Origin of the sequence: Streptomyces sparsogenes subsp. cuspidosporus (assembly GCF_039532705.1) — a bacterium.
Taxonomy (GTDB): domain Bacteria; phylum Actinomycetota; class Actinomycetes; order Streptomycetales; family Streptomycetaceae; genus Streptomyces; species Streptomyces sparsogenes.
The window spans coordinates 1-23,517 of sequence record NZ_BAAASD010000056.1 but is presented as its reverse complement, the minus strand read 5'-3'; the positions used below and the strand labels follow the sequence as shown (position 1 = coordinate 23,517).

General features: G+C 75.1%; 20 protein-coding genes. 5 read left to right on the top strand and 15 right to left on the bottom strand.

The window, feature by feature from the left end; genetic code table 11:
• Positions 1-2 precede the first annotated feature (2 nt).
• The gene (locus tag ABFY07_RS38260; protein ID WP_346178891.1) at positions 3-683 is read right to left on the bottom strand and encodes a TetR/AcrR family transcriptional regulator; all 681 of its coding nucleotides are present in this window, start codon (positions 681-683) and stop codon (positions 3-5) included.
• Between the two features lie 155 nt (positions 684-838).
• Here ABFY07_RS38260 and ABFY07_RS38255 point away from each other — a divergent pair, with 155 nt between their 5' ends.
• Both ABFY07_RS38255 and ABFY07_RS38250 read left to right on the top strand, forming a co-directional pair.
• Positions 839-1,873 carry a medium chain dehydrogenase/reductase family protein gene (locus ABFY07_RS38255; RefSeq protein WP_346178890.1) on the top strand — a complete coding sequence of 345 codons (1,035 nt, stop codon included), beginning with the start codon at positions 839-841 and terminating at the stop codon, positions 1,871-1,873.
• Between the two features lie 104 nt (positions 1,874-1,977).
• On the top strand, positions 1,978-2,640 hold the full coding sequence (locus tag ABFY07_RS38250) for an SRPBCC family protein (RefSeq protein WP_346178889.1): 663 nt from the start codon (positions 1,978-1,980) through the stop codon (positions 2,638-2,640).
• A gap of 5 nt (positions 2,641-2,645) precedes the next feature.
• On the opposite strand, the gene ABFY07_RS38245 is transcribed toward ABFY07_RS38250, so the two are convergent.
• Both ABFY07_RS38245 and ABFY07_RS38240 read right to left on the bottom strand, forming a co-directional pair.
• Positions 2,646-3,515, bottom strand: coding sequence for an alpha/beta fold hydrolase (locus tag ABFY07_RS38245; protein WP_065960886.1), 870 nt, complete (start codon positions 3,513-3,515; stop codon positions 2,646-2,648).
• Positions 3,516-4,219: 704 nt separating this feature from the next.
• Entirely contained in the window at positions 4,220-4,912 is a 693-nt protein-coding gene (locus ABFY07_RS38240) for an iron-dependent transcriptional repressor DtxR (RefSeq protein ID WP_065960887.1), read from the bottom strand.
• A gap of 258 nt (positions 4,913-5,170) precedes the next feature.
• Between ABFY07_RS38240 and ABFY07_RS38235 the strand changes: the two genes are divergently transcribed.
• Positions 5,171-5,926, top strand: coding sequence for an SIS domain-containing protein (locus ABFY07_RS38235; protein WP_346178888.1), 756 nt, complete (start codon positions 5,171-5,173; stop codon positions 5,924-5,926).
• A 103-nt stretch (positions 5,927-6,029) separates the two neighbouring features.
• Here the strand turns inward: ABFY07_RS38235 and ABFY07_RS38230 are convergent, their stop codons facing one another.
• Positions 6,030-7,565 (bottom strand): PAS domain-containing protein, encoded by a 1,536-nt coding sequence (locus ABFY07_RS38230; protein ID WP_428837081.1) that lies wholly within the window; start codon positions 7,563-7,565, stop codon positions 6,030-6,032.
• Between the two features lie 356 nt (positions 7,566-7,921).
• Positions 7,922-8,620, bottom strand: a complete 699-nt coding sequence (gene pdxH / locus ABFY07_RS38225) for a pyridoxamine 5'-phosphate oxidase (RefSeq protein WP_346178886.1) — start codon at positions 8,618-8,620, stop codon at positions 7,922-7,924.
• 393 nt (positions 8,621-9,013) lie between these two features.
• On the opposite strand from pdxH, the gene ABFY07_RS38220 reads away from it, so the two are divergent.
• Entirely contained in the window at positions 9,014-10,114 is a 1,101-nt protein-coding gene (locus ABFY07_RS38220) for a citrate synthase 2 (protein ID WP_346178885.1), read from the top strand.
• 62 nt (positions 10,115-10,176) lie between these two features.
• Here ABFY07_RS38220 and ABFY07_RS38215 read toward each other — a convergent pair whose 3' ends face one another.
• The 9 genes from ABFY07_RS38215 to ABFY07_RS38175 form a co-directional block, all read right to left on the bottom strand.
• Positions 10,177-10,818, bottom strand: coding sequence for a TetR/AcrR family transcriptional regulator (locus ABFY07_RS38215; RefSeq protein ID WP_346178884.1), 642 nt, complete (start codon positions 10,816-10,818; stop codon positions 10,177-10,179).
• Positions 10,815-11,627, bottom strand: coding sequence for an enoyl-CoA hydratase family protein (locus ABFY07_RS38210; RefSeq protein WP_346178883.1), 813 nt, complete (start codon positions 11,625-11,627; stop codon positions 10,815-10,817). The genes ABFY07_RS38215 and ABFY07_RS38210 overlap by 4 nt, the downstream gene beginning before the upstream one ends.
• A 48-nt stretch (positions 11,628-11,675) precedes the next feature.
• Complete coding sequence (locus tag ABFY07_RS38205) at positions 11,676-12,845, bottom strand: acyl-CoA dehydrogenase family protein (protein ID WP_346178882.1); 1,170 nt, start codon at positions 12,843-12,845, stop codon at positions 11,676-11,678.
• Positions 12,842-14,914 (bottom strand): ATP-binding protein, encoded by a 2,073-nt coding sequence (locus ABFY07_RS38200; protein ID WP_346178881.1) that lies wholly within the window; start codon positions 14,912-14,914, stop codon positions 12,842-12,844. Before ABFY07_RS38200 ends, ABFY07_RS38205 begins: the two co-directional genes overlap by 4 nt.
• A 15-nt stretch (positions 14,915-14,929) precedes the next feature.
• Positions 14,930-16,528 carry an acyl-CoA carboxylase subunit beta gene (locus ABFY07_RS38195; RefSeq protein ID WP_346178880.1) on the bottom strand — a complete coding sequence of 533 codons (1,599 nt, stop codon included), beginning with the start codon at positions 16,526-16,528 and terminating at the stop codon, positions 14,930-14,932.
• Entirely contained in the window at positions 16,525-18,246 is a 1,722-nt protein-coding gene (locus tag ABFY07_RS38190) for an acyclic terpene utilization AtuA family protein (RefSeq protein ID WP_346178879.1), read from the bottom strand. Before ABFY07_RS38190 ends, ABFY07_RS38195 begins: the two co-directional genes overlap by 4 nt.
• Positions 18,243-19,121, bottom strand: coding sequence for a TIGR03084 family metal-binding protein (locus ABFY07_RS38185; protein WP_346178878.1), 879 nt, complete (start codon positions 19,119-19,121; stop codon positions 18,243-18,245). Before ABFY07_RS38185 ends, ABFY07_RS38190 begins: the two co-directional genes overlap by 4 nt.
• Before the next feature lie 279 nt (positions 19,122-19,400).
• Positions 19,401-20,831, bottom strand: coding sequence for an MFS transporter (locus ABFY07_RS38180; RefSeq protein ID WP_346178877.1), 1,431 nt, complete (start codon positions 20,829-20,831; stop codon positions 19,401-19,403).
• A gap of 77 nt (positions 20,832-20,908) precedes the next feature.
• Positions 20,909-21,508: a CGNR zinc finger domain-containing protein gene (locus tag ABFY07_RS38175; RefSeq protein WP_346178876.1), complete on the bottom strand. Its 600-nt coding sequence runs from the start codon at positions 21,506-21,508 to the stop codon at positions 20,909-20,911.
• Positions 21,509-21,593: 85 nt separating this feature from the next.
• Between ABFY07_RS38175 and ABFY07_RS38170 the strand changes: the two genes are divergently transcribed.
• On the top strand, positions 21,594-22,382 hold the full coding sequence (locus ABFY07_RS38170) for an MBL fold metallo-hydrolase (protein ID WP_346178875.1): 789 nt from the start codon (positions 21,594-21,596) through the stop codon (positions 22,380-22,382).
• Between the two features lie 166 nt (positions 22,383-22,548).
• On the opposite strand, the gene ABFY07_RS38165 is transcribed toward ABFY07_RS38170, so the two are convergent.
• A partial coding sequence (locus tag ABFY07_RS38165) for a (Fe-S)-binding protein (RefSeq protein WP_428837080.1) occupies positions 22,549-23,517 on the bottom strand: 969 nt, incomplete at its 5' end.

Genomic DNA, 23,517 nt, shown 5'->3' with positions numbered 1-23,517 from the left:
CATTAGCCGTTTGGGTCGGACAGCCCGCCGCCGCCCGGGAGCAGGCTCTCCAGTTCGGCCACGAAGAGCTGGGCGGGGTCGAATCCCATTCCGTTGAAGTGGCCCGCGAGTTCCAGGGACAGGACGCCGTGCAGCCGGGTCCAGAAGGTCAGGGCGCCGTGGAGGGCCGCCGGCGGGGCGGGGTGGTCGTCGGCCCATTGGCGGCCGAGGCCTTCGAGGTGTTCGGCGAAGGGGGTCGCGGGGTCGGCGGAGGGTCGCGCGGTCCAGGCGTCGAGCAAGGTGGCCATGTTCTCGGACGCGATGGCGGTGATGTCGTCGGGCGCGTGATAGCCGGGGACGGGCGTGCCGTAGACGAGGAAGTACCGCTGGGGGTCGTCCAGGGCCCAGCCGCGCAGGGCATGCGCGAGCGCGGCCACGTCGGCGCCGGACTTCTCGGATGCCGCGTGGAGGGTGTCGGCGAGGCTTCGGTACGCGTCCCGGATGAGCTCGGTGATCAGCTCGTCGCGGCTGGCGAAGTACCGGTAGAGGGCGGGTCCGCTCATGCCCATCCGCTTGGCGATCGCGTTGAGGGAGAGGGCCGAAGCCCCCGCCGTGGCGATCTGCTCCCACGCGCGCTTCTTGACCTCCGCACGCACCTGGGCGCGGTAGCGCTCGCGCGGGGTTGCGCTGCTCGATTCCGCCATGGTCCGCCTGCCACCCCTCTTCACCTGCGTGTCTACAACATCAAGATTTAGTTAGAACCTATCACGAACGCTGTTGACGTCCGCCCCGTCGTCCAGTTATAACTTCTAACGAACGCGAGAACTTATAGACAGCGCTGAGCGCAGTGGAGGTCGTCATGAACGTCGAAGGACTCGTCGAGGTTGTCCTGCCGGGCACGGTGGAGCCGGAAGGGCTGCAGGTCCGGTCGGGCGGGGCGGTCCCCTCCCCGGGGCCGGGACAGGTCGTGATCGAGATGGAGGCGACCGGCGTCTCGTTCGCCGAGCAGCAGATGCGGCGCGGCCGCTACTACGACCAGCCGCCGTTCCCGTTCGTGCCGGGCTACGACCTGGTCGGCACGGTGGCCGCGACCGGGGAGGGCGTCGCGCCGGCGACGGCCGGGACCCGGGTGGCCGCGCTGGTGAAGGTCGGCGGCTGGGCCAGCCATGTGGTCGTCGACGCGGCGGACGTGGTGGAGGTCCCCGATGGCATCGGCGCCGCGGAGGCGGAGACCCTGGTCATCAACGGGATCACCGCCTGGCAGATGCTCCACCGCAAGGCACGCGTCCGCGCGGGGCAGACCGTCGTGGTGTACGGCGCCAACGGCGGCGTCGGCTCGGTCCTGGTCCAACTCGCCCACGCCGCCGGGGCGAAGGTGATCGGCACGGCGTCCGTCCGCCACCACGCCGCCCTGCGGGAGCAGGGGGTCACCCCGGTCGACTACCGCGCCGGAGACGTCGCCGCGCGGATCCGCGAACTCGCCCCCGGCGGAGTGGACGCCGTCTTCGACCACGTCGGCGGCCGGGGCATCGCCGACTCCTGGCGCCTCCTCGCGCCCGGCGGCACCCTCGTCTCGTACGGCAGCGCCTCCACCCGGGACGACCAGGGCTCCAAGCAGTGGCCCGTGCTCAAACTCCTCGGCCGCGTCTGGCTGTGGAACGCCCTTCCCAACCGCCGCCGCGCCTACTTCTACAACGCCTGGGCCGGGCGGGCCCTGGCCAAGAACCGCTTCCGGGCCCGGCTGCGCGCCGACCTCACCCAGGTCTTCGCCGCCTTCCAGCGCGGCGACATCACCGCCCGGATCGCCGCCCAACTGCCGCTCGCCCGCGTCGCCGAGGCCGTGCGGCTGGCCGAATCCGGCACCGTCGCCGGCAAGGTCGTGCTGACCCCGTAGCGCCCGGCGCCGCCCCTGCCCGCGCCACCGTCCCGAGCCGCACCACGACGGCCTCGGCCGCGACCTCACCCACCACGCCCTCACCCAGGACGAGAGGAACCACCATGTTCGGCAGCCGCCGTTCGCACTCCCCCGCCCCGCAGCCCCGCCCCCGGGCCGGCGTACGCACCGCCGCCCTCACCGTCTCACTCGCCGTGGCCGGCGTCCTCGGGGCCGCCGCCCCGCCCGCCCAGGCCGCCCACCACAGCCCTCCCGCCCAGTGCCGAGGAGAAGGCGTGGACCCCACCGCCCGGATCCGCTACCAGTCCGACACCGTGATCAACGCACCGCTGAGCACCGTCTTCTCGCTGCAGACCGACGTGGAGCGCTGGCCGTCCTGGCAGCCGCCCGTCCTCACCGCGGAGCGCCTCGACCCCGGCCCGCTGCGGAAGGGTTCGCGGTTCCGGTGGACCACCCCCGCGCCCGCCACCCCCTCGACCCCCGCCACCACCCTGGAGATCACCTCCACCGTCCGGCAACTCCAGCGCGGCCACTGCGTGCTGTGGCGAGGGCCCGCGATCGGCGAGGGGCTGCGCATCGACGAAGGGGTCCACCTGTGGACCTTCACCAAGGTCAAGGGCGGCGTCCGGGTGCACACCGAGGAGACCTGGACCGGCGCCCAGGTCGAGGCCGACATCCCCACCGCGACCGCGGCACTCGGCGCGGGGCTGGAAGCCTGGCTGCGCGATCTGAAGACCACCGCCGAGGCCCGCGCCCCCCGGCGGTGAGCCGGCTATGCGGGCAGCACCGAGGCCAGGAAGGGCTCCACGGCCCGGCGCCAGCCGTCCGGCTGGTCGTAGTGGACGAGATGGCCCGCGTCCGTCACCTCCGCGTACTCACCGCGGGGGAGGACGCGGACCATCTCCTGCGCCTCCGCCCGGCCCAGCTCGCCGTCCAGGCCGCGCACCACGAGGGTGGGGCACTCGACGAGCGCGAGCTCTTCCCAATGGGCGTCATGCACCCAGGCCGCGCGGGCCTTGAGCATCTGGCGGCGGGAGAACACCGGGCGCCAGCCGTCCGAGCGCTCGGTCATGACCTCGGCGAAGAACTCGCCCCTGGCCGGATTCGGCCGCTCCAGCCGCGGGTCGTCCTCGCCGAACCACTTGCGCACATCGGCGAGGGTGGCGAACGGCAGCGGCCAGGAGGCGAACCACTCGGCCCACTCCGCCTGCGAGGCGGAGCCCAGGGCGGAGGCCCGCATATCGCAGATGACCAGGGCCCGGACCAGGTCGGGGCGGCGGGCGGCCAGCTGCCAGGCGGTGAGGGCGCCCATGGAGTGGCCGATGAGGGTGACGGGGGCCAGGCCCAGCTGCTCGACCGCGGCCTCGGCGTCGGCCACATAGGTGGCGCGGTCGAACGGGCCGTCGGCGGGCTTCTCGCTGCGGCCGTGGCCCCGCTGGTCGAGGGCGACGGCCCGATGGCGGGTGGCCAGCCAGCGCGCGGTCCGCGCCCAGTGGGCCGCCCGGCCCATCAGGCCATGGAGCAGCAGCACTCCCGGCCCGGGTGGTGTCGGCTCGCCGCCGTCCGCCTTGGGCGGATCGGCGAACTCCCAGGCGGCGAGCCGCACCCCGCCGGCTCCCGTCACGTCGATGCGCCGCGCCATCTGTTCTGGCACCTCCGTTCCTCCCTCGACCAACCGCAGGGTATCGAACCTTTATTCGAACACGCCGTCACGACCGGGCAACACCCCTCGTTCGAGTGACCGCGCCAGGGGGTTGATCGTCCGCACCGAGGGGAGACAGCTAGCGGGAGGCGGACTGCTCGGGGAAGGAAGTCCGCGGGGAGCGACCCTGAGAGCTCGGGGCTCCGGGTCGCCAGGGCCTCCGGGCGCACGGGCCGCGTCACAGCGGACCGTGCGGCCGGGGGCCCAGCGGGGGGACATGGGGAAGCGGGGCCCCGGCGACTCAAGGCGCCGGGGCCCTCGCTGTCGTACGCCCGCTGGGCGACACCGCCCGTCAGGCCCATGAGAGCCCCCTCCCCCCGGCCCGGGAAGGGCAGTCGAGCGGACCTCGAATGCCCCGGCCCCAGGCCCCTGCACACCTCGGCGCAGCACACCTCGGCGCACGCACGCGCTCATGCCTCGTGCATATATGCCTACGCCTACGCGACAGAGTCGCACGGCGGCGGCCCGGCCGCTCGCTTTCCACCAACTCCGGCACCGGGAAAACCCGCCGGTAGCCGGTCGCCGCAGGTCACGGCCGCCCCGCCGGCCGCACCGGCCGATTCGGTCAGCGTGTCGCCCGGATCACGCGGGCGCGGGGGGCAGGAGGACGCTGGGGGAAGCGGGGCTTGAAGGGGGCGGGGGGGTCAGCGCTTGGCCACGAACACGTGGGAGGCGATGTCCGGGTCCAGCTCGGCGGCCTCGCCGCTGCTGCCCACCAGCACGCCGCCGGGCGACTCGGTCACGCTCACCACCGAGCCCGGCTGCACGCCCGCCCGGCGCAGCGTGTACATCAGCTGGGCGTCCGTCTGGATGGGCTCGCCGATCCGGCGCACGACCACCGTCTTGCCCTCCGTGCCCGGCTCCAGCTCGCGCAGGCTCACCATGCTGTCGTCCAGGAACGGGTCGGCCTCCGCCTTCTCGCCCAGCTCCTCCAGGCCCGGGATCGGGTTCCCGTACGGCGACTCGGTGGGGTGGCGCAGCAGCTCCAGCACCCGCCGCTCCACCGCCTCGCTCATCACGTGCTCCCAGCGGCATGCCTCGGCGTGGACCTGCTCCCATTCCAGGCCGATCACATCGACCAGCAGACACTCGGCGAGCCGGTGCTTGCGCATCACGCGCGTCGCCAGGCGGCGGCCCTCTTCGGTGAGCTCCAGATGGCGGTCGCCCGCGACCTGCACCAGGCCGTCGCGCTCCATGCGCGCCACGGTCTGGCTGACCGTCGGGCCGCTCTGATCGAGCCGCTCCGCGATACGGGCGCGCATCGGGACGACACCCTCCTCCTCAAGCTCGAGGATGGTGCGGAGATACATCTCCGTCGTGTCGATGAGTCCGGACATGCGTGCCCCTCGAATGTGTCGTGCGGTGGCCCTGACCACAATTCTGACGCATCCCACCGACAATGGGGCCGAGTCAGGCGCCGCCGCCCCCATCGGTGCGATCCCGGGCCGATCCGGTGTTGACAGCCTCCCGGCCGACGGCCCAACGTGATCCGCGCCACGCGGCGACCGACCGCCGACCGGCGACCGCCGAGGACCGGCGACGACCGACCGACGACGACCGACGACGACCGACACCTACGGAAGGACCACTCGGGGATGAGCGAGAGCAAGCTGGCCGGGCAGTACTTCGACGCCGCCATCGGCCTGCTGCGGCGGGTACGCGACGAGGAGGCCGAGGCCATCGCCGCGGCGGGGGCCCTGGTCGCCGAGACCGTCGTCGCGGGCGGCCGCCTCTTCGCCTTCGGCGCCGGCCATTCCTCGCTTCCCGCCCAGGACGTCGTCTACCGCGCGGGCGGCCTGGCCCTGATGAACCTCCTCCCGGTGCCGGGGGTGGTCGGGGTCGACGTGGTGCCCGCCACGCTCGGAAGCGCCCTGGAGCGCGTGGACGGGCTCGCCGGAGCCGTCCTGGACAACAGCCCCGCGCGGGCGGGCGACGTGCTGTTCGTCATCTCGCTGTCCGGGCGCAACGCGCTGCCCGTGGAGATGGCCATGCACGCGCGGGCCGTCGGCCTCAAGGTGATCGGCGTGACCTCCGTCGCGTACACCACCGCGACCACCTCGCGGCACCACTCCGGGGACTTCCTGAAGGACCACTGCGACCTGGTCCTCGACAGCAAGATCGCGGTCGGCGACGCCGAGCTGACCGCCGACGGGGTCGGCGCGCCCTTCGGCCCCGCCTCGACGGTCGTGACCTCCGCGCTGATGCAGGCCGTGATGGCCACGGCGGCGGGCGAGCTGGCCGCGCGCGGCATCGACCCGCCCATGCTGCGCTCGGGCAATGTGGACGGCGGCCACGACTGGAACGGGCGGGTCATGGCCGCGTACGGCGACCGGATCTTCTACCGGCGCTGACGCCCGTGATGCTGCGGTGAGTGTTTGCGGTGAGTATCGGACAGCGACAGGCCGACACCACGGCGTGTCGCTGTCTCATACTCACCGCACATCGGACGCGCCGCTAGCCGAGCTGCTGGGCGAGGTCGAGGGCGGCCGCGACGCGGCCGGCGACGTCCTCGGCGTACGCGGCGTCCGCCCGGTCGAAGGGGCGGCGGCCGGAGCCGCGCAGGAAGGTGGCCACGCCCAGGGTGCGACCTCGGCTGCGCAGCGGGGCGCACAGGGCGTGGAGCGTGCCGGCGGGCCACTTGCGGGCCGCGGCCCACGGGGTGGGGCCCGTCTCCTCCGCGCGGGTCGCGCTGACCCGCACCGGTCCGCAGCGCTCGGCCGCCTGGAGCGCCGGGTGGCCCTCCCCGTAGGCCACCGGAATGCCTCCCGCGACGATCGCCGGGCACGGGCCGGGGGCCCCGCCCGGCGTCGCGGCCGCCCGCACCAGCCGGATCCGCTCCGCGCCGTCACCGGCACCGGCGGCCTGCGGAGCGGCCCCTGGGGCGGCGCTCGGGGCTGCCTCCAGGACCAGGTCGATCAGGGCGTGGTCGGCGAAGCCCGCGAGCGCGAAGTCCAGATGGACGGTGGCCGCCTCGGCCGGGTCCTCGCACTCCGCCGCCGCCCGCGCCGCCCGCTGGAGCTGATTGCCGCGGAAGCGCAGCCGCGAGCTGTCCAGCTCGTGCCGCTTCAGCTCCGTCACGTCCTGGAAGATCCACGCCACCCCGAGCGGCACCGGCTCCTCCGCCAGCGGCGACGCCAGCCTCAGGAAGCCGCTGCGCCAGCAGCGGCGCGCGGCGGTGCCCCCGTCGGGCCGGGCGCCGCCCTCGAGCCGGCCGTCGTCCTCGGCGCCGGCCCCGCCTCTGCCGCCCCGCAACCCCCGCAGGCCCTCGCCGGCCTCCCGCAGGCTCACCCACAGCTCCGTGGGCGCCGGCGGCGCGCCTTCCGCCAGGACGTGCTGGAGCGCGCTCTCCAGCTCCTCCACGCCCTGGTCGAGCAGGTCCCCCAGCGGGCGGCCCAGCGCCGCCGTACGGCTGGTGCGCAGCGCGCGGGCCGCGTTCTTGTTGACGGCCGCGGGGCGCAGATCGGCGTCGACCAAGACCACGCTCCACGAGGCGTCGGCCAGCAGCGCCTCGCTGAGCGCGATGGCACGCTCCAGGTCGATCTGCGTGTGCACCTCGCTGAAGGCGCAGTACACCCCGCCGGGCCGCCCGTCCGCCCGCGGCACCGCCGAGGACTGGGTGCGCACCAGGACCCTCCCGCCGTCCTTGGTGAGCAGCGCGAACTCGTGCACATGGCGCCCCGGGGCGTCCATCGCCGCCATCAGCCGCGCCTCCACCTCGTGGGCGTCCGCCGCGCGCACCGCCCACCCGGCGAGGCCCTTGCGGCCGACGGCCTCGCGCGCCGACCAGCCGAGGATGCGCTCGGCCTCGCGGTTCCAGTGGGTGACGGTGCCGTCGGCGTCGAAGGCGCACAGGGCCGCGTCCATGCCGTCCAGCAGCGCGGCGAGCAGCCCCGAGTCGTCCCCCCGGTCGGACGCGGGCCGCGGCGGCCGGACCTCCGAAGCGCTCACGGGAACACCCCCCTGGTGGGACCTGCTGGGCCTGTCCGACATTCAACTCGAACGTGACACGCGCCACACCGGATTCCGCGAAATCGTTGCGCCCCGGAAATTCACTTGTGGCCCGGCGAACCGCTTCTTAGGGTGTGGAGCACACGAGAAGGGAGGTGGTTCGGCAGATGTATCAAATCCGGACGCGTGAGGTGGCTGCGGGCTAGCAGTCCGTCGTCGCGCTCAGCGCATTCGCCGGACACGCGCATCGCAGGATGTGCGGCCGGCCAATCCCAAGCAGTCACCCGACCCGCGGGTCGCCGGTACGTCCGACCGGCCCCCTCGCGCCACGGCGCAGGGGTACAGACCCGCGGGTCGCCTGCGTTTCCGCCCCCTCCACTCCGGCGTTCACCTGTTCGTCAGGGGCTCAGGCGCTCGATCCGCCAGCCCTCCCCGCCCGGACCCGGCACATACCGCAGCCGGTCGTGCAGCCGGTTCTCCCGGCCCTGCCAGAACTCCACCGCCTCCGGCACCACGCGGAAGCCGCCCCACTCCGGCGGCACCGGCACCTGCTCCCCCGGCGGATAGCGGTCCACCAGCTCCCCGTACGCCCGGTCCAGCTCCTCCCGCGAGCCGACCACCGAGGACTGCGCGCTCGCCCACGCCCCCAGCTGCGACCCGTGCGGCCGGGTCCTGAAGTACGCGGCCGTCTCGTCCCGGCCGGTGCGCCGCGCCGTGCCCGTGATCACGACCTGGCGGGCGATCGGGTGCCAGGGGAAGAGCAGCGAGACGTACGGGTTCTCGGTCAGCTCGCGGCCCTTGCGCGAGGTGTAGTTGGTGTAGAAGACGAAGCCGCGCGTGTCGAAGCTCTTCATCAGCACCGTGCGGGCGCTGGGGCGCCCGGCGGCGTCCGCCGTGGCGACCACCATCGCGTTGGGCTCGAACAGACCGCTCGCCACGGCCTGCTCGAACCACCGCGTGAACTGCTCGTACGGGTCCGCCGCGAGGTCGCGCTCGGTGATGCCCTCCGCGCGGTAGTGCTCGCGCATGGCGGCCGGGTCGTAGGTGCGCGCGGCCGGACGCGCCGAGAATTGCGGGTCAACGTGAGGCACGCGCATATCTTGCAACATCAACACCGTGCCGCAGGTACTGCCCCGAACGAGCGATTCCTCCTCCCCCTTCCGGCCACGGCGTAACCCTTTCCGGGGTGGTGGGGGGTGTGCCGCTTCTCACGCTTCCCCGGGGGTACCTCAGAGACCAGACTGTGGCTGACCATATGCGCCCGTCGGGCCGGACGCGCCCGGCGCGGCCGGATGACACCCGCCCGTACGGGGCATCACCGGGGTGACCGGTACGGACCGCGAGCCGCGCACGCGACCGTGGAGCCGTCCCGGCGCCGCCGTCCCCGACGACATCCCGGGGCACCCTGTACCGGGAGCCGTACGCACGCACCACCCGTTCCGCAGCACGGGCGCCCGCCCACCGTCGACCACATCACGAGGAGCCGCCTGATGTCCGACTTCGTACCCGGACTCGAAGGAGTCGTCGCGTTCGAGACGGAGATCGCCGAACCCGACAAGGCGGGCGGCGCGCTGCGCTACCGAGGCGTCGACATCGAGGACCTGGTGGGCCACGTCTCCTTCGGGAACGTGTGGGGCCTGCTGGTCGACGGCGCGTTCAACCCCGGCCTGCCCGCCGCCGAGCCGTTCCCCATCCCGGTCCACTCCGGCGACATCCGCGTCGACGTGCAGTCCGCGCTGGCCATGCTGGCGCCCGTCTGGGGCCTCAAACCGCTCCTGGACATCGACGAGGCCCAGGCCCGCGAGGACCTGGCCCGCGCCGCCGTGATGGCGCTGTCGTACGTCGCCCAGTCGGCCCGCGGCCAGGGCCTGCCGATGGTCCCCCAGCGGGAGATCGACAAGGCGGAGACCATCGTGGAGCGCTTCATGCGGCGCTGGCGCGGTGAGCCCGACCCCAAGCACGTCGCCGCCGTCGACGCCTACTGGACCTCGGCCGCCGAGCACGGCATGAACGCCTCCACCTTCACCGCCCGCGTCATCGCCTCCACCGGCGCCGACGTCGCCGCGGCCCTCTCCGGCGCGGTCGGTGCCATGTCGGGCCCGCTGCACGGCGGCGCGCCCTCCCGGGTGCTCCACATGATCGAGGAGATCGAGCGCACCGGAGACGCCGCCTCCTACGTCAGGCAGGCCCTGGACCGCGGCGAGCGGCTGATGGGCTTCGGCCACCGCGTCTACCGGGCCGAGGACCCGCGCGCCCGCGTGCTGCGGCGCACCGCCAAGGAGCTGGGCGCGCCGCGCTTCGAGGTCGCCGAGGCGCTGGAGCGGGCCGCCCTGGACGAGCTGCACAACCGGCGGCCGGACCGGGTGCTGGCCACCAACGTCGAGTTCTGGGCGGCCATCGTCCTGGACTTCGCGGAGGTCCCGGCGCACATGTTCACGTCCATGTTCACCTGTGCCCGCACCGCCGGGTGGAGCGCGCACATCCTGGAGCAGAAGCGCACCGGCCGCCTGGTGCGCCCCTCCGCCCGCTACACCGGCCCCGGCCCGCGCAGCCCGCACGACATCGAGGGCTTCGGGGACATCTCCCGCTAGCCCGGCGCGCGCAGCACGTCAGCCCGGCGCGCGCAGCACGTCAGCCCGGCACGCACAGCACGTCAGCCCGGCGCGCGCAGCACGTCGTCGAGGATCCGCGCCCACTGCGCCACCACCCGGTCGCGGCGGGCGCGGTCGTCGGTGAGCAGATTGGCGAGGCCGAGGCCGCGCGCCATGTCCAGGAAGCCCTGGACGGACTCCCGCACCCCCGGGACGCTCTCGTCGGCGCCCAGGGCCTCCACGGCCATCCGGTGCGTCTCCCGGCCGATGCGGGCCTCCAGGGCGGCCACGCGCGCGCCGAGCTGCTCCTCGTACGAGGCCACCACCCACAGCTGGAGCGCGGCCCGGAACAGCGGGCCGGTGTACAGCTCCACCAGGGCCCCGACCACCTCCGCGACCCGGCCCGGGCCCCCGGGCTCGCGCTGCTCCCGCCCCTCCCGCCGCTCGTGCGAGAGCAGCGCGCGCAGGGCGGCCGAGCGCTCCTCGGCGACGTGCTGCACGGCGGCCGTGAACAGGTCCTCGCGGGTCGGGAAGTGGTGCTGGGCCGCGCCCCGCGACACCCCGGCCCGCTCGGCCACCACCGCCACCGTGGACCGGGCCCAGCCGTGCTCGGCCAGGCAGGCCACGGCGGCCTCCAGCAGCCGCTGCCGTGTCGCCCGGCTGCGGTCCTGCTTGGGGTCGCGCAGCGCGGCACGCGGGGTCATCGCGCCGCCCCGCCGGGCGCCGTGCCGTCGGTCGGCGGCTCCGCCACCCACGCCGGATCCCGCCGTTCCAGGAACGCCGCCATGCCCTCCCGGGCCTCGGCCGAGGCGAACAGCTCGGCCGACCGCTGTGCCAGCCGGTCCGTCTCCCGCTCGAAGGCCGCCAGCACCCCGGCCGTGACCAGCCGCTTGGACTCCGCGAGCCCCTGCGGCGACCCGCGCCGCAGCCCCTCCAGCACCGGCGCCAGCAGCGCGTCCACATCCGCCCCCGGCTCGCCCAGGGTCACCAGGCCGATCCGCGCCGCCTCCGCCGCGTCGAACCGCTCCCCCGTCAGGTAGTAGCGGGCCGCCGCGCGCGGATCCAGGCGCGGCAGCAGCGGTATCGATATCACCGCCGGGGCGAGACCCAGCCGGGCCTCGGTGAACGCGAAGCTCGCGCCGCCGCCCGCCGCCGAGATGTCGCACGCGCCCAGCAGCCCGAGGCCGCCCGCCCGCACATGCCCGGTCACCCGGGCCACCACCGGCTTCGGCAGCTCCACCACCGCTCGCAACAGCGCGGCCAGGTCCAGCGCCGCCGAGGCCGTCGGCGGCTCGCTCAGGTCCGCGCCCGCGCAGAACGTGGTGCCGGTGTGCGTCAGCAGCACCGCCCGCGTGGCCGGGTCCCGCCCGGCCGCCGCCAGCCCCTCGCGCACCTCGGCGACCAGCCGGGCCGAGAGGGCGTTGCGGTTGTGCGGCGAGTCCAGGGTGAGCGTGGTGACGCCGTGGGCGTAGCCGCGCCGTACGAGAGCGTCTGTCCCGAGAGCGTCTGTCATGAGGCGCCGATCCCTCCGTCGGTGTTCGTCCCGTCGATCTTCGCCCCGTCAGTACGACTTGGGCAGCCCGAGCGTCTGGTGCGAGACGAAGTTGAGGATCATCTCCCGGCTGACCGGCGCGATCCGCGCCACCCGCGCGGCCGTGATCAGCTTCGCCAGCCCGTACTCCGCCGTCAGGCCGTTCCCGCCCAGCGTGTGCACCGCCTGGTCGACCGCCTTCACCGCCGCCTCCGCCGCCGCGTACTTCGCCATGTTCGCCGCCTCCCCCGCGCCCGCGTCGTCCCCCGCGTCGTAGAGGTGGGCCGCCTTGGCCATCATCAAGCGCGCCAGCTCCAGTTCGATATGGGCCTGCGCGAGCGGATGCGCCACCGCCTGGTGCGCGCCGATCGGCTCCTTCCACACCTGCCGCGCCCGCGCGTACTCCACGGCCTTCGCGAGGGCGTGCCGCCCCATCCCCAGCGCGAACGCCGCCGTCATGATCCGCTCCGGGTTGAGCCCCGCGAACAGCTGCAGCAGCCCCGCGTCCTCGTCCCCCACCAGCGCCTCCGCCGGCAGCGCCACGTCGTCCAGCACCACCTCGAACTGCTTCTCCGCCGCCGCCAGCTCCATCGGGATGTGGCGGTACGAGAAGCCGGGCGTCCCGCGCTCCACGATGAACAGGCACGGCTTGAGCCGGCCCGTCCGCGCGTCCTCCGTGCGGCCCACGATCAGCGTGGCGTCCGCTATGTCCACGCCCGAGATGAACACCTTCCGGCCGGTCAGCAGCCAGCCACCGCCGGGGGCGCGGCGGGCCGTGGTGGTGATGCGGTGGGAGTTGGAGCCGGCGTCCGGCTCCGTGATGCCGAACGCCATCTTCCTGCTGCCGTCCGCGAGCCCCGGCAGCCAGGCGCGCTTCTGCTCGTCGGTGCCGAAGCGGGCGATCACCGTGCCGCAGATCGCGGGCGAGACCACCAGCATCAGCAGCGGGCAGCCGGCCGCGCCCAGCTCCTCCAGCACGATGGACAGCTCGGCGATGCCGCCGCCCCCGCCGCCGTACTCCTCGGGCAGGTTCACGCCGAGGTAGCCGAGCTTGCCGGCCTCGGCCCACAGGGCGTCGGTGGTTCCCCCGTCGCTGCCGTGGCGCTTGGCGAGGGCGGCCACGGCGGAGCGGAGGGCGGAGCGTTCGGGGCCGTCGATCAGGGGGCTGCTCGGGCTGGGCGGGCTGGTGTCGGGCTTCATGTGCGGCTCCTCCCGGGTGCGGTCTGCTGGTCGCTGTGCGCTGTACGGGGCGGCGGGGGCGGGGCGGGGGCCTCCTCCGCCACCACCGCCAGGACCGCCCCGACCTCGACCTGCCGGCCCGGGGTGGCGTGCAGTGCGGAGAGCACACCGGCGGCGGGGGCCGTGACCCGGTGCTCCATCTTCATGGCCTCCAGCCACAGGATCGGCTGGCCCGCCTCGACCCGGTCGCCGACCGCCACCTCGGCGACGCGGACCACCGTCCCCGGCATGGGGGCCAGCAGCGAGCCCGGTTCCGTACGGGCGGTGGGGTCGGGGAAGCGGGGCAGGGCGGTGAAGGCGTGGGCGCCGAGCGGTGAGTCGACGTGGACATCGTCTCCGTAGACGGCGATGTCGAACGGGCGGCGTACGCCGTTCACTTCAAGCACCACGTGGTGGGGGCTCGCTTCGATCAGCCGGGTGTCCGGGTGGTCGTCGGCTGTGAGGCCGTCGCGGGTGAGGCGGTAGCGGACCTCGTACTCGATGCCGTCCGGCTCCGAGCGGTACGTCTTGAGCTGCGGCTGCGACGGTACGTTGCGCCATCCGCCGAGCCGCCCGGCCACGGTCCCGGTACCGCTCCCGGTCCCGGCCGTGGGCCGCCGCGCCGCGTCGGCCAGGGCGGCGGCGAGGGCGGCCAGGGGGGCGGTGTGGTCGTCGGTGGCGGTGAGCTGCTCGAGGTGGCGTTCGAGGAAGCCGGTGTCCATGCGGGCGTCCTCGAACTCGGGGTGGCGCAGGGCCCGCACCAGCAGGTCCCGGTTGGTGACGGGCCCGTGCAGCCGCGCCCGCTCCAGGGCGTGCGCGAGGCGGCGTACGGCCTCGGCGCGGGTGGGGGCCCAGGCGATGACCTTGGCGAGCATCGGGTCGTAGTGGACGGTGATCTCGTCGCCGTCGGCGAGGCCCGAGTCGACGCGCAGGCCCGCCGGGCCCCCCGGACCCACCGGCCCGGCCCGATCCACCGGGCCCGTCGGCCCCTCCGGCCCCGATGGGAAGGCCAGCCGGTGCATCACCCCCGTCCCCGGCCGCCACCCCCGCACCGGGTCCTCCGCGTACAGCCGGGCCTCCACCGCGTGGCCGCGTGCCTCAGGCGGCCCGGCGGGCAGGGGTTCGCCCTCCGCGACCCGCATTTGCAGCGCGACCAGGTCCACCCCGTACACGTGCTCCGTCACCGGGTGCTCCACCTGGAGCCGCGTGTTCATCTCCAGGAAGTAGGGCCGCCCGTCCCGCCCCACCAGGAACTCCACCGTCCCCGCCCCCCGGTAGCCGATCGCGCGGGCCGCGCCGGCCGCCGCCTCGTGGAGGGCGTCGCGCAGCCCGTCGGAGAGCCCGGGGGCCGGGGCCTCCTCGATGACCTTCTGGTGGCGGCGCTGGAGGGAGCAGTCGCGGGTGCCGAGCGCCCACACCGTGCCGTGCGTGTCGGCGAGGATCTGCACCTCGACGTGGCGGGCGCCCTCGACGTACGGCTCCAGGAAGACCTCCGCGTCACCGAAGGCGGACAGCGCCTCCGCGCGGGCGGAGGTCAGCTCGGCGGGGAGGGCCGCGAGGTCGCGGACCACGCGCATGCCGCGCCCGCCGCCGCCGGCCGCCGCCTTGACGAGGAGGGGGAGGTCGCCGAGCGTGGCGCGCCCGGGGTCGAGCGGGGCGAGGAGGGGCACGCCGGCGGCGCGCATCAGGTCCTTGGCGCGGGTCTTGGAGGCCATGGCCTCGATCGCCTCGGGCGGCGGCCCGATCCAGGTGAGACCCGCGCCGATGACCGCGCGGGCGAAGTCGGCGTTCTCGGAGAGGAAGCCGTAGCCGGGGTGGACGGCGTCGGCGCCGGCCGCGAGGGCGGCTTGGACGAGGAGGTCGGCGCGCAGATAGGTGTCGGCGGGGGCGCTGCCGGGCAGCCGTACGGCCGCGTCGGCCTCGCGCACGTGGGGGGCGCCCGCGTCGGGGTCGGAGTGCACGGCGACGGTGGCGATGCCCAGTTCGCGGCAGGTGCGGAAGATCCGGCGGGCGATCTCGGCCCGGTTGGCGACGAGGAGGGATCGGATCACGGGTTTCCTCACATCTCACATCCGGAAGACGCCGAACCCGCCGCGCGCGCCCTCGACGGGCGCGGTGTGGAGGGCGGAGAGGCACAGGCCGAGGACGGTGCGGGTGTCGCGGGGGTCGATGACGCCGTCGTCGTACAGCCGCCCGGAGAGGAACAGCGGGAGCGACTCGGACTCGATCTGCTGCTCCACCATGGCGCGCAGGGCGGCGTCGGCGTCCTCGTCGTACGGCTGTCCCTTGGCGGCCGCCGACTGGCGGGCGACGATCGACAGGACACCGGCGAGCTGCCCCGGCCCCATGACGGCGGACTTGGCGCTGGGCCAGGCGAAGAGGAAGCGGGGGTCGTAGGCGCGGCCGCACATGCCGTAGTGGCCGGCACCGTAGGAGGCGCCGACGAGCACGGAGAGGTGGGGGACGCGGGAGTTGGAGACCGCGTTGATCATCATGGCGCCGTGTTTGATGATCCCGCCCTGCTCGTACTCGCGGCCGACCATGTAGCCGGTGGTGTTGTGGAGGAACAGCAGCGGGATGTCGCGCTGGTTGGCGAGCTGGATGAACTGGGCGGCCTTCTGGGACTCGGCGGAGAAGAGGACCCCCTGCGCGTTGGCGAGGACGCCGATCGGATAGCCGTGGAGGGTGGCCCAGCCGGTGGCGAGGCTGGGCCCGTAGAGCGGCTTGAACTCGTCGAAGTCGGAGGCGTCGACGATGCGGGCGATGACCTCGCGGGGGTCGAAGGGGACCTTGAGGTCGCCGGGCACGATGCCGAGGAGTTCCTCGGGGTCGTGGGCGGGGGGTTCGGCGGGGCCCGGGTCGGGGTGGGCCTTGCGCCAGTTGAGGCGGGCCACGACGCGGCGGGCCCGGCGGATGGCGTCGCGCTCGTCGAGGGCGAGGTGGTCGGCGAGGCCGGAGGCGCGGGCGTGCATCTCGGCGCCGCCCAGGGATTCGTCGTCGCTCTCCTCGCCGGTGGCCATCTTGACCAGGGGCGGCCCGCCGAGGAACACCTTCGACCGCTCCTTGACCATGATCACGTGGTCGGACATCCCGGGGATGTACGCGCCTCCGGCCGTGGAGTTGCCGAAGACGACGGCGATGGTGGGAATGGAGGCGGCGGACAGGCGGGTCAGGTCGCGGAACATCGCGCCGCCGGGGATGAAGATCTCCTTCTGGCTGGGGAGGTCGGCGCCGCCGGACTCGACGAGGCTGATGACGGGGAGGCGGTTGGCGCGGGCGATCTCGTGGGCGCGCAGGCACTTCTTCAGCGTCCAGGGGTTGCTGGCCCCGCCGCGTACGGTCGGGTCGTTGGCGCTGATCAGGCACTCGACGCCTTCGACGACGCCGATACCGGTGACCACGGAGGCGCCGACCGGGTAGTCGCTGCCCCAGGCGGCGAGCGGGGACAGCTCGAGGAACGGCGTGTCGGGGTCGAGGAGCAGCTCGACGCGCTCGCGGGCGAGGAGCTTGCCGCGCGCGCGGTGGCGGGCGACGTACTTCTCGCCGCCCCCGGCGAGCGCCTTGGCGTGCTCGGTGTCGAGTTCGGCGAGCTTGGCGAGCATCGCCTCGCGGTTCGCGGCGTACTCGGCGCCGTGGGGGTCGAGGGCGGAGGCGAGCCGGGTCACAGGAGTTCCTCCGGGATGTCGAGGTGGCGCGAGCGCAGCCACTCGCCGACGGCCTTGGCCTGCGGGTCGAAGCGGGCCTGGGCGGCGACGCCCTCGCCGAGGAGTCCGTCGACGACGAAGTTGAGGGCGCGCAGGGCGGGGAGCGGGTGGCGGGTGACGGGGAGGTCTCTGGTCTCGGGGAGCAGCGCGCGGAAGCGGTCGGGGGTGAGGGTGTGGGCCAGCCAGCGCCAGGCGTCGTCGGTGCGGGCCCAGACGCCGACGTTCGCGGCCCCGCCCTTGTCGCCGCTGCGGGCCCCGGCGACCAGGCCGAGCGGGGCCCGCCGGGTGCGGCCGGGCGGGAGCGGGGGCGGCAGGGGTGGTTCGGGGACGGGGGCGAGGGGGGCGGTGGTGGCGGGCGGGGGGACAGGGGTGCTGGTGCCGTCGTGCAGCACGGCGGTGTGCGGGACATCGGCGGCGGGGACGTACGCGGCCTCGAAGACCCCGTACGGGGACCCCTTGCCGGGCGGGGCGGTGACATGGAAGCCGGGGTATCCGGCCAGCGCCAGCTCCACGGCGGCGCCGCTGACGGCCCGGCCGACCTTGTCCGGGTCCGGGTCGCGGACGGTGAGGCGGAGCAGGGCGCTCGCGGCCTCCTGGGTGTCGGCGTCCGGGTGGTCGGTGCGGGCCAGCGTCCACCGCACCTCGGCGGGGCGGCGGTTGGTGAAGGCCGCCTCCATCTGCTCGCGGACGAGCGCGGCCTTGGGGCGGATGTCGAGGCCGGTGAGCACGAAGACGACCTCGTTGCGCCAGCCGCCGAGCCGGGTCAGACCGACCTTCAGCGACGGCGGGGGCGGCTCGCCCTTCACCCCGTGGACCCGGACCCGGTCGGGGCCGTCCTGGGTGAGCCGTACGGTGTCGAGCCGGGCGGTGACATCGGGCCCGGCGTAGCGGGCGCCGGCCGTCTCGTAGAGGAGTTGCGCGGTGACGGTTCCGACGGTCACCGCGCCGCCGGTGCCCGGGTGTTTGGTGATCACGCAGGACCCGTCGGCGTGGATCTCGGCGAGCGGGAAGCCGGGGCGGCGCGTGTCGTGCTCGGTGAAGAACGCGTAGTTGCCGCCGGTCGCCTGCGCCCCGCACTCCAGGATGTGCCCGGCCACCACCGCCCCCGCGAGCGCGTCCCAGTCGTCCGCCCGCCACCCGAAGTGCGCGGCGGCGGGCCCGGTCACGAGCGCGGCGTCGGTGACCCGCCCGGTGACGACGACGTCGGCGCCGGCCCGGAGGCACTCGGCGATCCCGGCGCCGCCGAGGTAGGCGTTGGCGGTGAGGGTGTGGCCCGGCCAGTCGCGGGAGGAGCGGAGGTCGTCCCCGGTGACATGGGCGACGCGGGGCGCGAGGCCGTGCTCACCGGCGGCCGTACGTATCGCCTCGGCGAGCCCGCCCGGGTTGAGCCCGCCCGCGTTGCTGACGATCCGCACGCCGCGCTCCAGGGCGAGGGCGAGGGTCTCGTCGAGCTGGCGCGCGAAGGTGGCGGCGTATCCGCGCGCGGGGTCCTTCTGCCGCTCCCGTCCGAGGATGAGCATGGTCAGCTCGGCCAGGTAGTCCCCGGTCACCACGTCGAGCGGGCCGCCGGTGAGCATCTCGCGCATGGCGTCGAAGCGGTCGCCGTAGAAGCCTGAGCAGTTGCCGACGCGGAGGGGCGGCGGGGGCAGCGGGGAGGGCGGGGACGGCGGGGGCGTCATGCGGGCCCCCCGGCGGGGCGGCCCGGGCCCTCGCCGGGCCGGCCCGGGCTGCCCCCGGCGGCGCCGGGCAGGTCGGGGCGGGTGGGCCGCCCGCCGCCCGGGGCGCGGCCCTTGCCGGGTGGGCCCGCGAAGGCCTGGGCGATGTCCAGCCAGCGGTCCGCGTCCGGGCCTTCGGCCCGCACCGCCAGATCTGCACGATGCGCCCGCTGGGTGACCAGCAGGCAGAAGTCCAGCGCGGGCCCGGTCACCCGCTGGGGCGCGTCCTCGGGGCCGTACGTCCACAGGTCGCCGTCCGGGGCGCGGAGTTCGACCCGGAACTCCTCGGCGGGCGGCCCGAGTCCCCGCACCGCGTACGCGAAGCCCCGCGCCCGCACGCCGATCCGCGCCACGTGGCGCAGCCGGGCGGTGGGGGCCCGGCGCACGCCGAGGGCGTCGGCGATGTCCTGGCCGTGGGCCCAGGTCTCCATCAGCCGGGCGGTGGCCATGGAGGCCACGCTCATCGACGGCCCGTACCACGGCAGCCGTGTCCCGGCCGGCTGCGCGGCCAGCACCCGCCGCAGCCGCCGGCGCCCCTCGCGCCAGCGCCGCAGCAGCTCGTCCGGCGGCCGGGCCGCGCCGAGTTGGGCGGCCTCGTCCACGAACGTGTCGGGGTCGGCGGCGGCCTTGCGCACCTCGGCCGCGAACCCCGCCGGGTCCGTGGCCGCCTGCGCCGCCCGCTCGTCGGTCCACGCGAGATGGGCGATCTGATGCGCGACGGTCCAGCCCTCGGCGGGTGTCGGGGTGGCCCAATCCTCCTCCGCGAGCCCGGCCACCAGGCCGTCCAACTCCTCGCCCTCGGCGAGCAGATCGCCGAGCACGGCGTCGGTATCGGACACGCTGCGCTCCCGTCGTATGGGGTCCCTGACGTGCGTCCTGGGAAGGGAGGGTGGCAGCGCGGCAAGAAACAATCAAGCGCGCTTGCATGATTTGGCCGTAACCGGCCGGGCCATCTCCGGCCGGGGACGTCTCCGGCAAGGGGCGTCTCCGGCCAGGGGCGTCTCCGGCCAGGGACGCCCCCGGCAAGGGGCGTCTCCGGCAAGGGACGCCCCCGGCAAGGGACATCTCCGGCCAGGGGCGTCCCCGGCCAGGGGCGTCTGCCGGCGGCCGGTCGTCGCTCAGTCGGAGCCGCTGCCGGTCAGGGAGGGTTCGTCGGTCCGGGCGGCGGCCACCACCCTGCCGCCCGTGCCGCGCGCCCGAACGGCCAGCAGGGCGATCAGCAGGGTCGGGGCCAGCAGCAGCCCGAAGGCGGCGCCGTAACCGGCCGTCGCGGACGCGCCGCCCGCCACGCAGGTGTTGAGCACGGCGAAGGAGAGGGCCAGCACCACGACCTGGCCGAGGTTCTGGCTTGTCTGCATCGCTCCGCTGGTGTGGCCCAGGCGGCCGGAGGGACTGTGGGAGAGCGACAGCACGGTCAGGGACGGGGCGAGCAGCCCCATGCCGACGGCCGCGACGGGCATGGCGGACGCGGCGACGAGATACGGGCCCCGGGCGAGCGTCCCGGCCACGGCGAGCCCGACCGCCACCGCCATCACCAGCGCGCCGACGGCGACCAGCAGGTGGCGGGGCACGTTCTCCAGCCGCCCCTGAACCCAGGAGGCGCCCGCCCACACCACGGCGGCGGCGGTGAACGCCAGGCCGATCACCACGGCGGGCGCGCGCCGCTCCGCGATCAGCATGAGGGGCACCAGCGCCTCGATCGTGAAGTACGTGCCCGACGACAGGGCGCGCAGCAGCACGGTCGCCGGCAGACCCCGGGCGGCACGCCAGGTGCCCACGGGCAGCAGACGCGGCGCGAAGACCGCGAGGAGGCCGAGCCCGGCGGCGGCGAACAGCAGATGGCGGACGTCCCAGCCCGACACCCCGTACTGCCCCAGCGCCGCCCCCAGGCTCACCACCGCCGCGACCAGCAGCGGCGGGCGCGACGGGTGGTCGTCCGTCGGCGCGGCCTCCGGTCCCGCCAGGGCGGGGCCGCGCAGTACGACCACCAGCGCCAGCGCGGGCAACAGCGTCAGCGCGGCCAGGCCGAAGAACACCGCCCGCCACGACCACCACTCGGACACCAGCCCGGCCAGCGGCGGGCCCGCCAGCGACGGGATGATCCAGCAGGAACTCATCAGCGCGAGCGCGCGCGGCCGCAGCCGTTCCGGATACGCCTGCCCGATCGCGGCGTTGACCGACACCGCGACCATCCCGGCCGCCAGCCCGTCCAGGAGGCGCCCGGCCGCGAGCTGCCAGACGGAGACGCTGCCGCCCGAGACCACCAGGGTGACCACCGTGAGCACCACCCCCGCCGCCAGCGGCCTGCGCGCCCCCGCCCGGTCCGCCCAGTGCCCTCCCAGCACGCCGCCCAGCAGACTCGCCGTCACAAAACACCCCGCCACCACGGGGAACAGCCCCACCCCATCCAGGTCCCGAGCCGCCGTCGGCAGCGTCGGCACCACGGCGAGCGCGGCGAATCCGGTCAGGAACATCACCGCTGCGAAGCTCGCGGTGGCGGCGGCGTGCGTACGGGAGAACAGCCCTGGCGCCTTGGAGACTTCGGTCACGAGCGCGCAAGGTAATTGGTCCGCACCAAGGTCGGCCACTGGTTTTCGCGTCCTGCCCGGCCGCCGATGTCGGGCCGTCAGTCCGCTTTCGGCCGGGCGCGCCTGGCGTACGCGCGGGCGGCGCGGGCGCGGTCGCCGCAGCGGGTGGAGCACCACTGGCGGCGGCCGTGGCGCAGCAGGTAGCGGTTGCAGGGGGTGGAGCCGCAGGCGGTGAGGCGGTCCGCGTCGGGGCCGGTGAGGAGGTCGGCCGCGTCGGCCGCGAGGGTGGCGAGGGCGCGGTCGAGGATCTCGTCGGTGGGGCACGGCGTCGCGCGGTAGGGGCCGGTCTTCTCGTCCCAGTGCAGCAGGGCGGTCGTGGGGGCCTTGCTCAGCGCGTCGTTGACGGCGGACAGCGCCGTCGGCAGGACATGCGTCCCGGCGACGCGGGCGGCGAACAGCACTCTGATGTGCTCGCGCAGCGAGCGCAGCTGCGCCGCGCACATCTCCTGGACCCCGGCGTCGGCCGGCGCGAGCCCGTGGTCGGTGAGCCACCGGTTCGCGGCCCCGGGGGTGCCGAGGAGGTCGATGAAGTGCCCCGCGGGGAGCGCGATGGCGCTGTTGACGAAGTCGAGGGCCGGGTATTCCTCCGCCCCCGGCGCGGGCGGTGGCAGGGGTTCGGCGGTCGGCGTCCCACTCATGGTTGTCATGGTACGGCTTGCGCTCATCCGTGAGAAACTCCTATCGTCCTTCACGGATAACCCGCTTCCCATCCGTGAGGTTTTGGTGTCTGATACCAGCACGCGCCCTGAGCAGCTCCCCGTCCGCGTCCTCGGCGGCCCGACCGCCTTCTTCGAGTACGGGGGCCTGCGTTTCCTGACCGACCCGACCTTCGACGCGCCCCGCCACTACGTCGTCCCGGGCGGCGGGCTGACCAAGACGGCGCCCTCCTCCGCCACGCCGGCCGACCTCGGCCCCATCGACGTGGTCCTGCTCTCCCACGACGAGCACCCCGACAACCTCGACGAGTCCGGCCGGGCCCTGCTCGCCGAGGTCCCGCTGACCCTGACCACCCCCGGGGGCGGGCAGCGCCTGGGGGCGGGGGCCAGGGGGCTGGCCGACTGGGAGGCGGTCGAACTGGACCGCCCCGGCGGGGGCACGGTCACCGTCACGGGCGTGCCCGCCGTCCACGGGCCCGGCCCGCGCGAGGAGGTCGAGCCGGTCACCGGCCAGGTCGTCGGCTTCGTCCTGACCGGGGACGGCCTGCCCACGGTCTATGTCAGCGGCGACAACGCCTCGCTGGACGCGGTCAGGGAGATCGCCGAACGGTTCGGCCCGGTGGACACCGCCGTCCTCTTCGCGGGAGCCCCCCGCTTCTCCGTCCTCTTCGACGGCGCGCTGATCGTCCTCGACAGCGCGCAGACCGCCGAGGCCGCCCGGATCCTCGGCGCCCGCCGGGTGGTCCCCGTCCACTACGACAGCTGGGCGCACTTCACCGAGGGCCGGGACGAACTGGTCGCCGCCTTCACGGATGCCGGGCTGCTCGACCGCCTGGACCTGGGCGACCGGGGCTGACCGGCGACCGGGGCTGACCGCCCCGGTCTCCTCAGGCCGCCCCGACCGCCATGGGCCGCCATGGCCGCCATGGGCCGTCGCGGACCGTGACGGGCCGTCGCGGGCCCCGGCCGCCCCGAGCCCCGGCCGCCACGGGCTCCCGGGCCCCCGGCCGCCCCGGCCCAGCTCACGGCAGCCGCTCGGCCAGCACCTCCGCGAGATGGCGGGCCCGGCGGCCCGCGAGCTGGTCCAGCTGCGTGCGGCAGGAGAAGCCGTCCGCGAGGACCTCGGCGGCGGGGTCGGCGCTCCGTACGGACGGCAGCAGCTGCTCCTCCGCGCAGGCCACGGACACGTCGTAATGGCCGCGCTCAAAGCCGAAGTTGCCCGCGAGCCCGCAGCAGCCCCCGCTCAGCTCACCGGTCAGCCCGGCGCGGGCGCGCAGCCGGCGCTCGGCCGCGTCGCCGAGGACGGCGTGCTGGTGGCAGTGGGTCTGGCCGACGACCGGGCGGTCGACGGTCGGGGGCTGCCAGTCGGGGGCCAGGTCCTCCAGGGCGCCGGCGAAGGTGGTGACGGCGTCGGCGAGGCGGGCGGCGCGGGGGTCGGCGGGGCCGAGGAGTTCGGGCAGGTCGGTGCGGAGGGCGGCGGTGCAGCTCGGTTCCAGGCCGACCACGGGCAGCCCGGCGTCCAGGGCCGGGGCCATCACGTCCAGCGTGCGCCGCATGACCGCGCGGGCCCGGTCGAGCTGCCCGGTCGACACCCAGGTCAGCCCGCAGCACACCGGCTTGGGCGGGACGACGACCCGCAGCCCCGCGTCCTCCAGCACCCGCACGGCGGCCTGCCCGACGGACGGGGACAGGTAGTTGGTGAAGGTGTCGGGCCACAGCACGACGGTGCGACCGTGCGCGCGCCCGCCGCCCCGCACCGCGCCGCCATCGCCAACCCTCGCGCCGGCGCCCGACCCCCCGACGCCCGACCCGCCATCGCCAACCCTCGCGCCGCCGCCCGACCCGCCGACGCCCGACCCGCCATCGCCAACCCTCGCGCCGCCGCCCGACCCGCCGACGCCCGACCCGCCGACGCCCGACCCGCCATCGCCAACCCTCGCGCCGCCGCCCGACCCGCCGACGCCCGACCCGCCGACCGCCGGGCCGCCGCC

What these genes read in the sequence shown, in the direction of transcription:
- ABFY07_RS38260 (WP_346178891.1), bottom strand. Translation starts at nt 683, where the DNA reads ATGGCGGAATCGAGCAGCGCAACCCCGCGCGAGCGCTACCGCGCCCAG.
- ABFY07_RS38255 (WP_346178890.1), top strand. Translation starts at nt 839, where the DNA reads ATGAACGTCGAAGGACTCGTCGAGGTTGTCCTGCCGGGCACGGTGGAG.
- ABFY07_RS38250 (WP_346178889.1), top strand. Translation starts at nt 1,978, where the DNA reads ATGTTCGGCAGCCGCCGTTCGCACTCCCCCGCCCCGCAGCCCCGCCCC.
- ABFY07_RS38245 (WP_065960886.1), bottom strand. Translation starts at nt 3,515, where the DNA reads ATGGCGCGGCGCATCGACGTGACGGGAGCCGGCGGGGTGCGGCTCGCC.
- ABFY07_RS38240 (WP_065960887.1), bottom strand. Translation starts at nt 4,912, where the DNA reads ATGTCCGGACTCATCGACACGACGGAGATGTATCTCCGCACCATCCTC.
- ABFY07_RS38235 (WP_346178888.1), top strand. Translation starts at nt 5,171, where the DNA reads ATGAGCGAGAGCAAGCTGGCCGGGCAGTACTTCGACGCCGCCATCGGC.
- ABFY07_RS38230 (WP_428837081.1), bottom strand. Translation starts at nt 7,565, where the DNA reads ATGTCGGACAGGCCCAGCAGGTCCCACCAGGGGGGTGTTCCCGTGAGC.
- pdxH (WP_346178886.1), bottom strand. Translation starts at nt 8,620, where the DNA reads ATGCGCGTGCCTCACGTTGACCCGCAATTCTCGGCGCGTCCGGCCGCG.
- ABFY07_RS38220 (WP_346178885.1), top strand. Translation starts at nt 9,014, where the DNA reads ATGTCCGACTTCGTACCCGGACTCGAAGGAGTCGTCGCGTTCGAGACG.
- ABFY07_RS38215 (WP_346178884.1), bottom strand. Translation starts at nt 10,818, where the DNA reads ATGACCCCGCGTGCCGCGCTGCGCGACCCCAAGCAGGACCGCAGCCGG.
- ABFY07_RS38210 (WP_346178883.1), bottom strand. Translation starts at nt 11,627, where the DNA reads ATGACAGACGCTCTCGGGACAGACGCTCTCGTACGGCGCGGCTACGCC.
- ABFY07_RS38205 (WP_346178882.1), bottom strand. Translation starts at nt 12,845, where the DNA reads ATGAAGCCCGACACCAGCCCGCCCAGCCCGAGCAGCCCCCTGATCGAC.
- ABFY07_RS38190 (WP_346178879.1), bottom strand. Translation starts at nt 18,246, where the DNA reads ATGACGCCCCCGCCGTCCCCGCCCTCCCCGCTGCCCCCGCCGCCCCTC.
- ABFY07_RS38175 (WP_346178876.1), bottom strand. Translation starts at nt 21,508, where the DNA reads ATGAGTGGGACGCCGACCGCCGAACCCCTGCCACCGCCCGCGCCGGGG.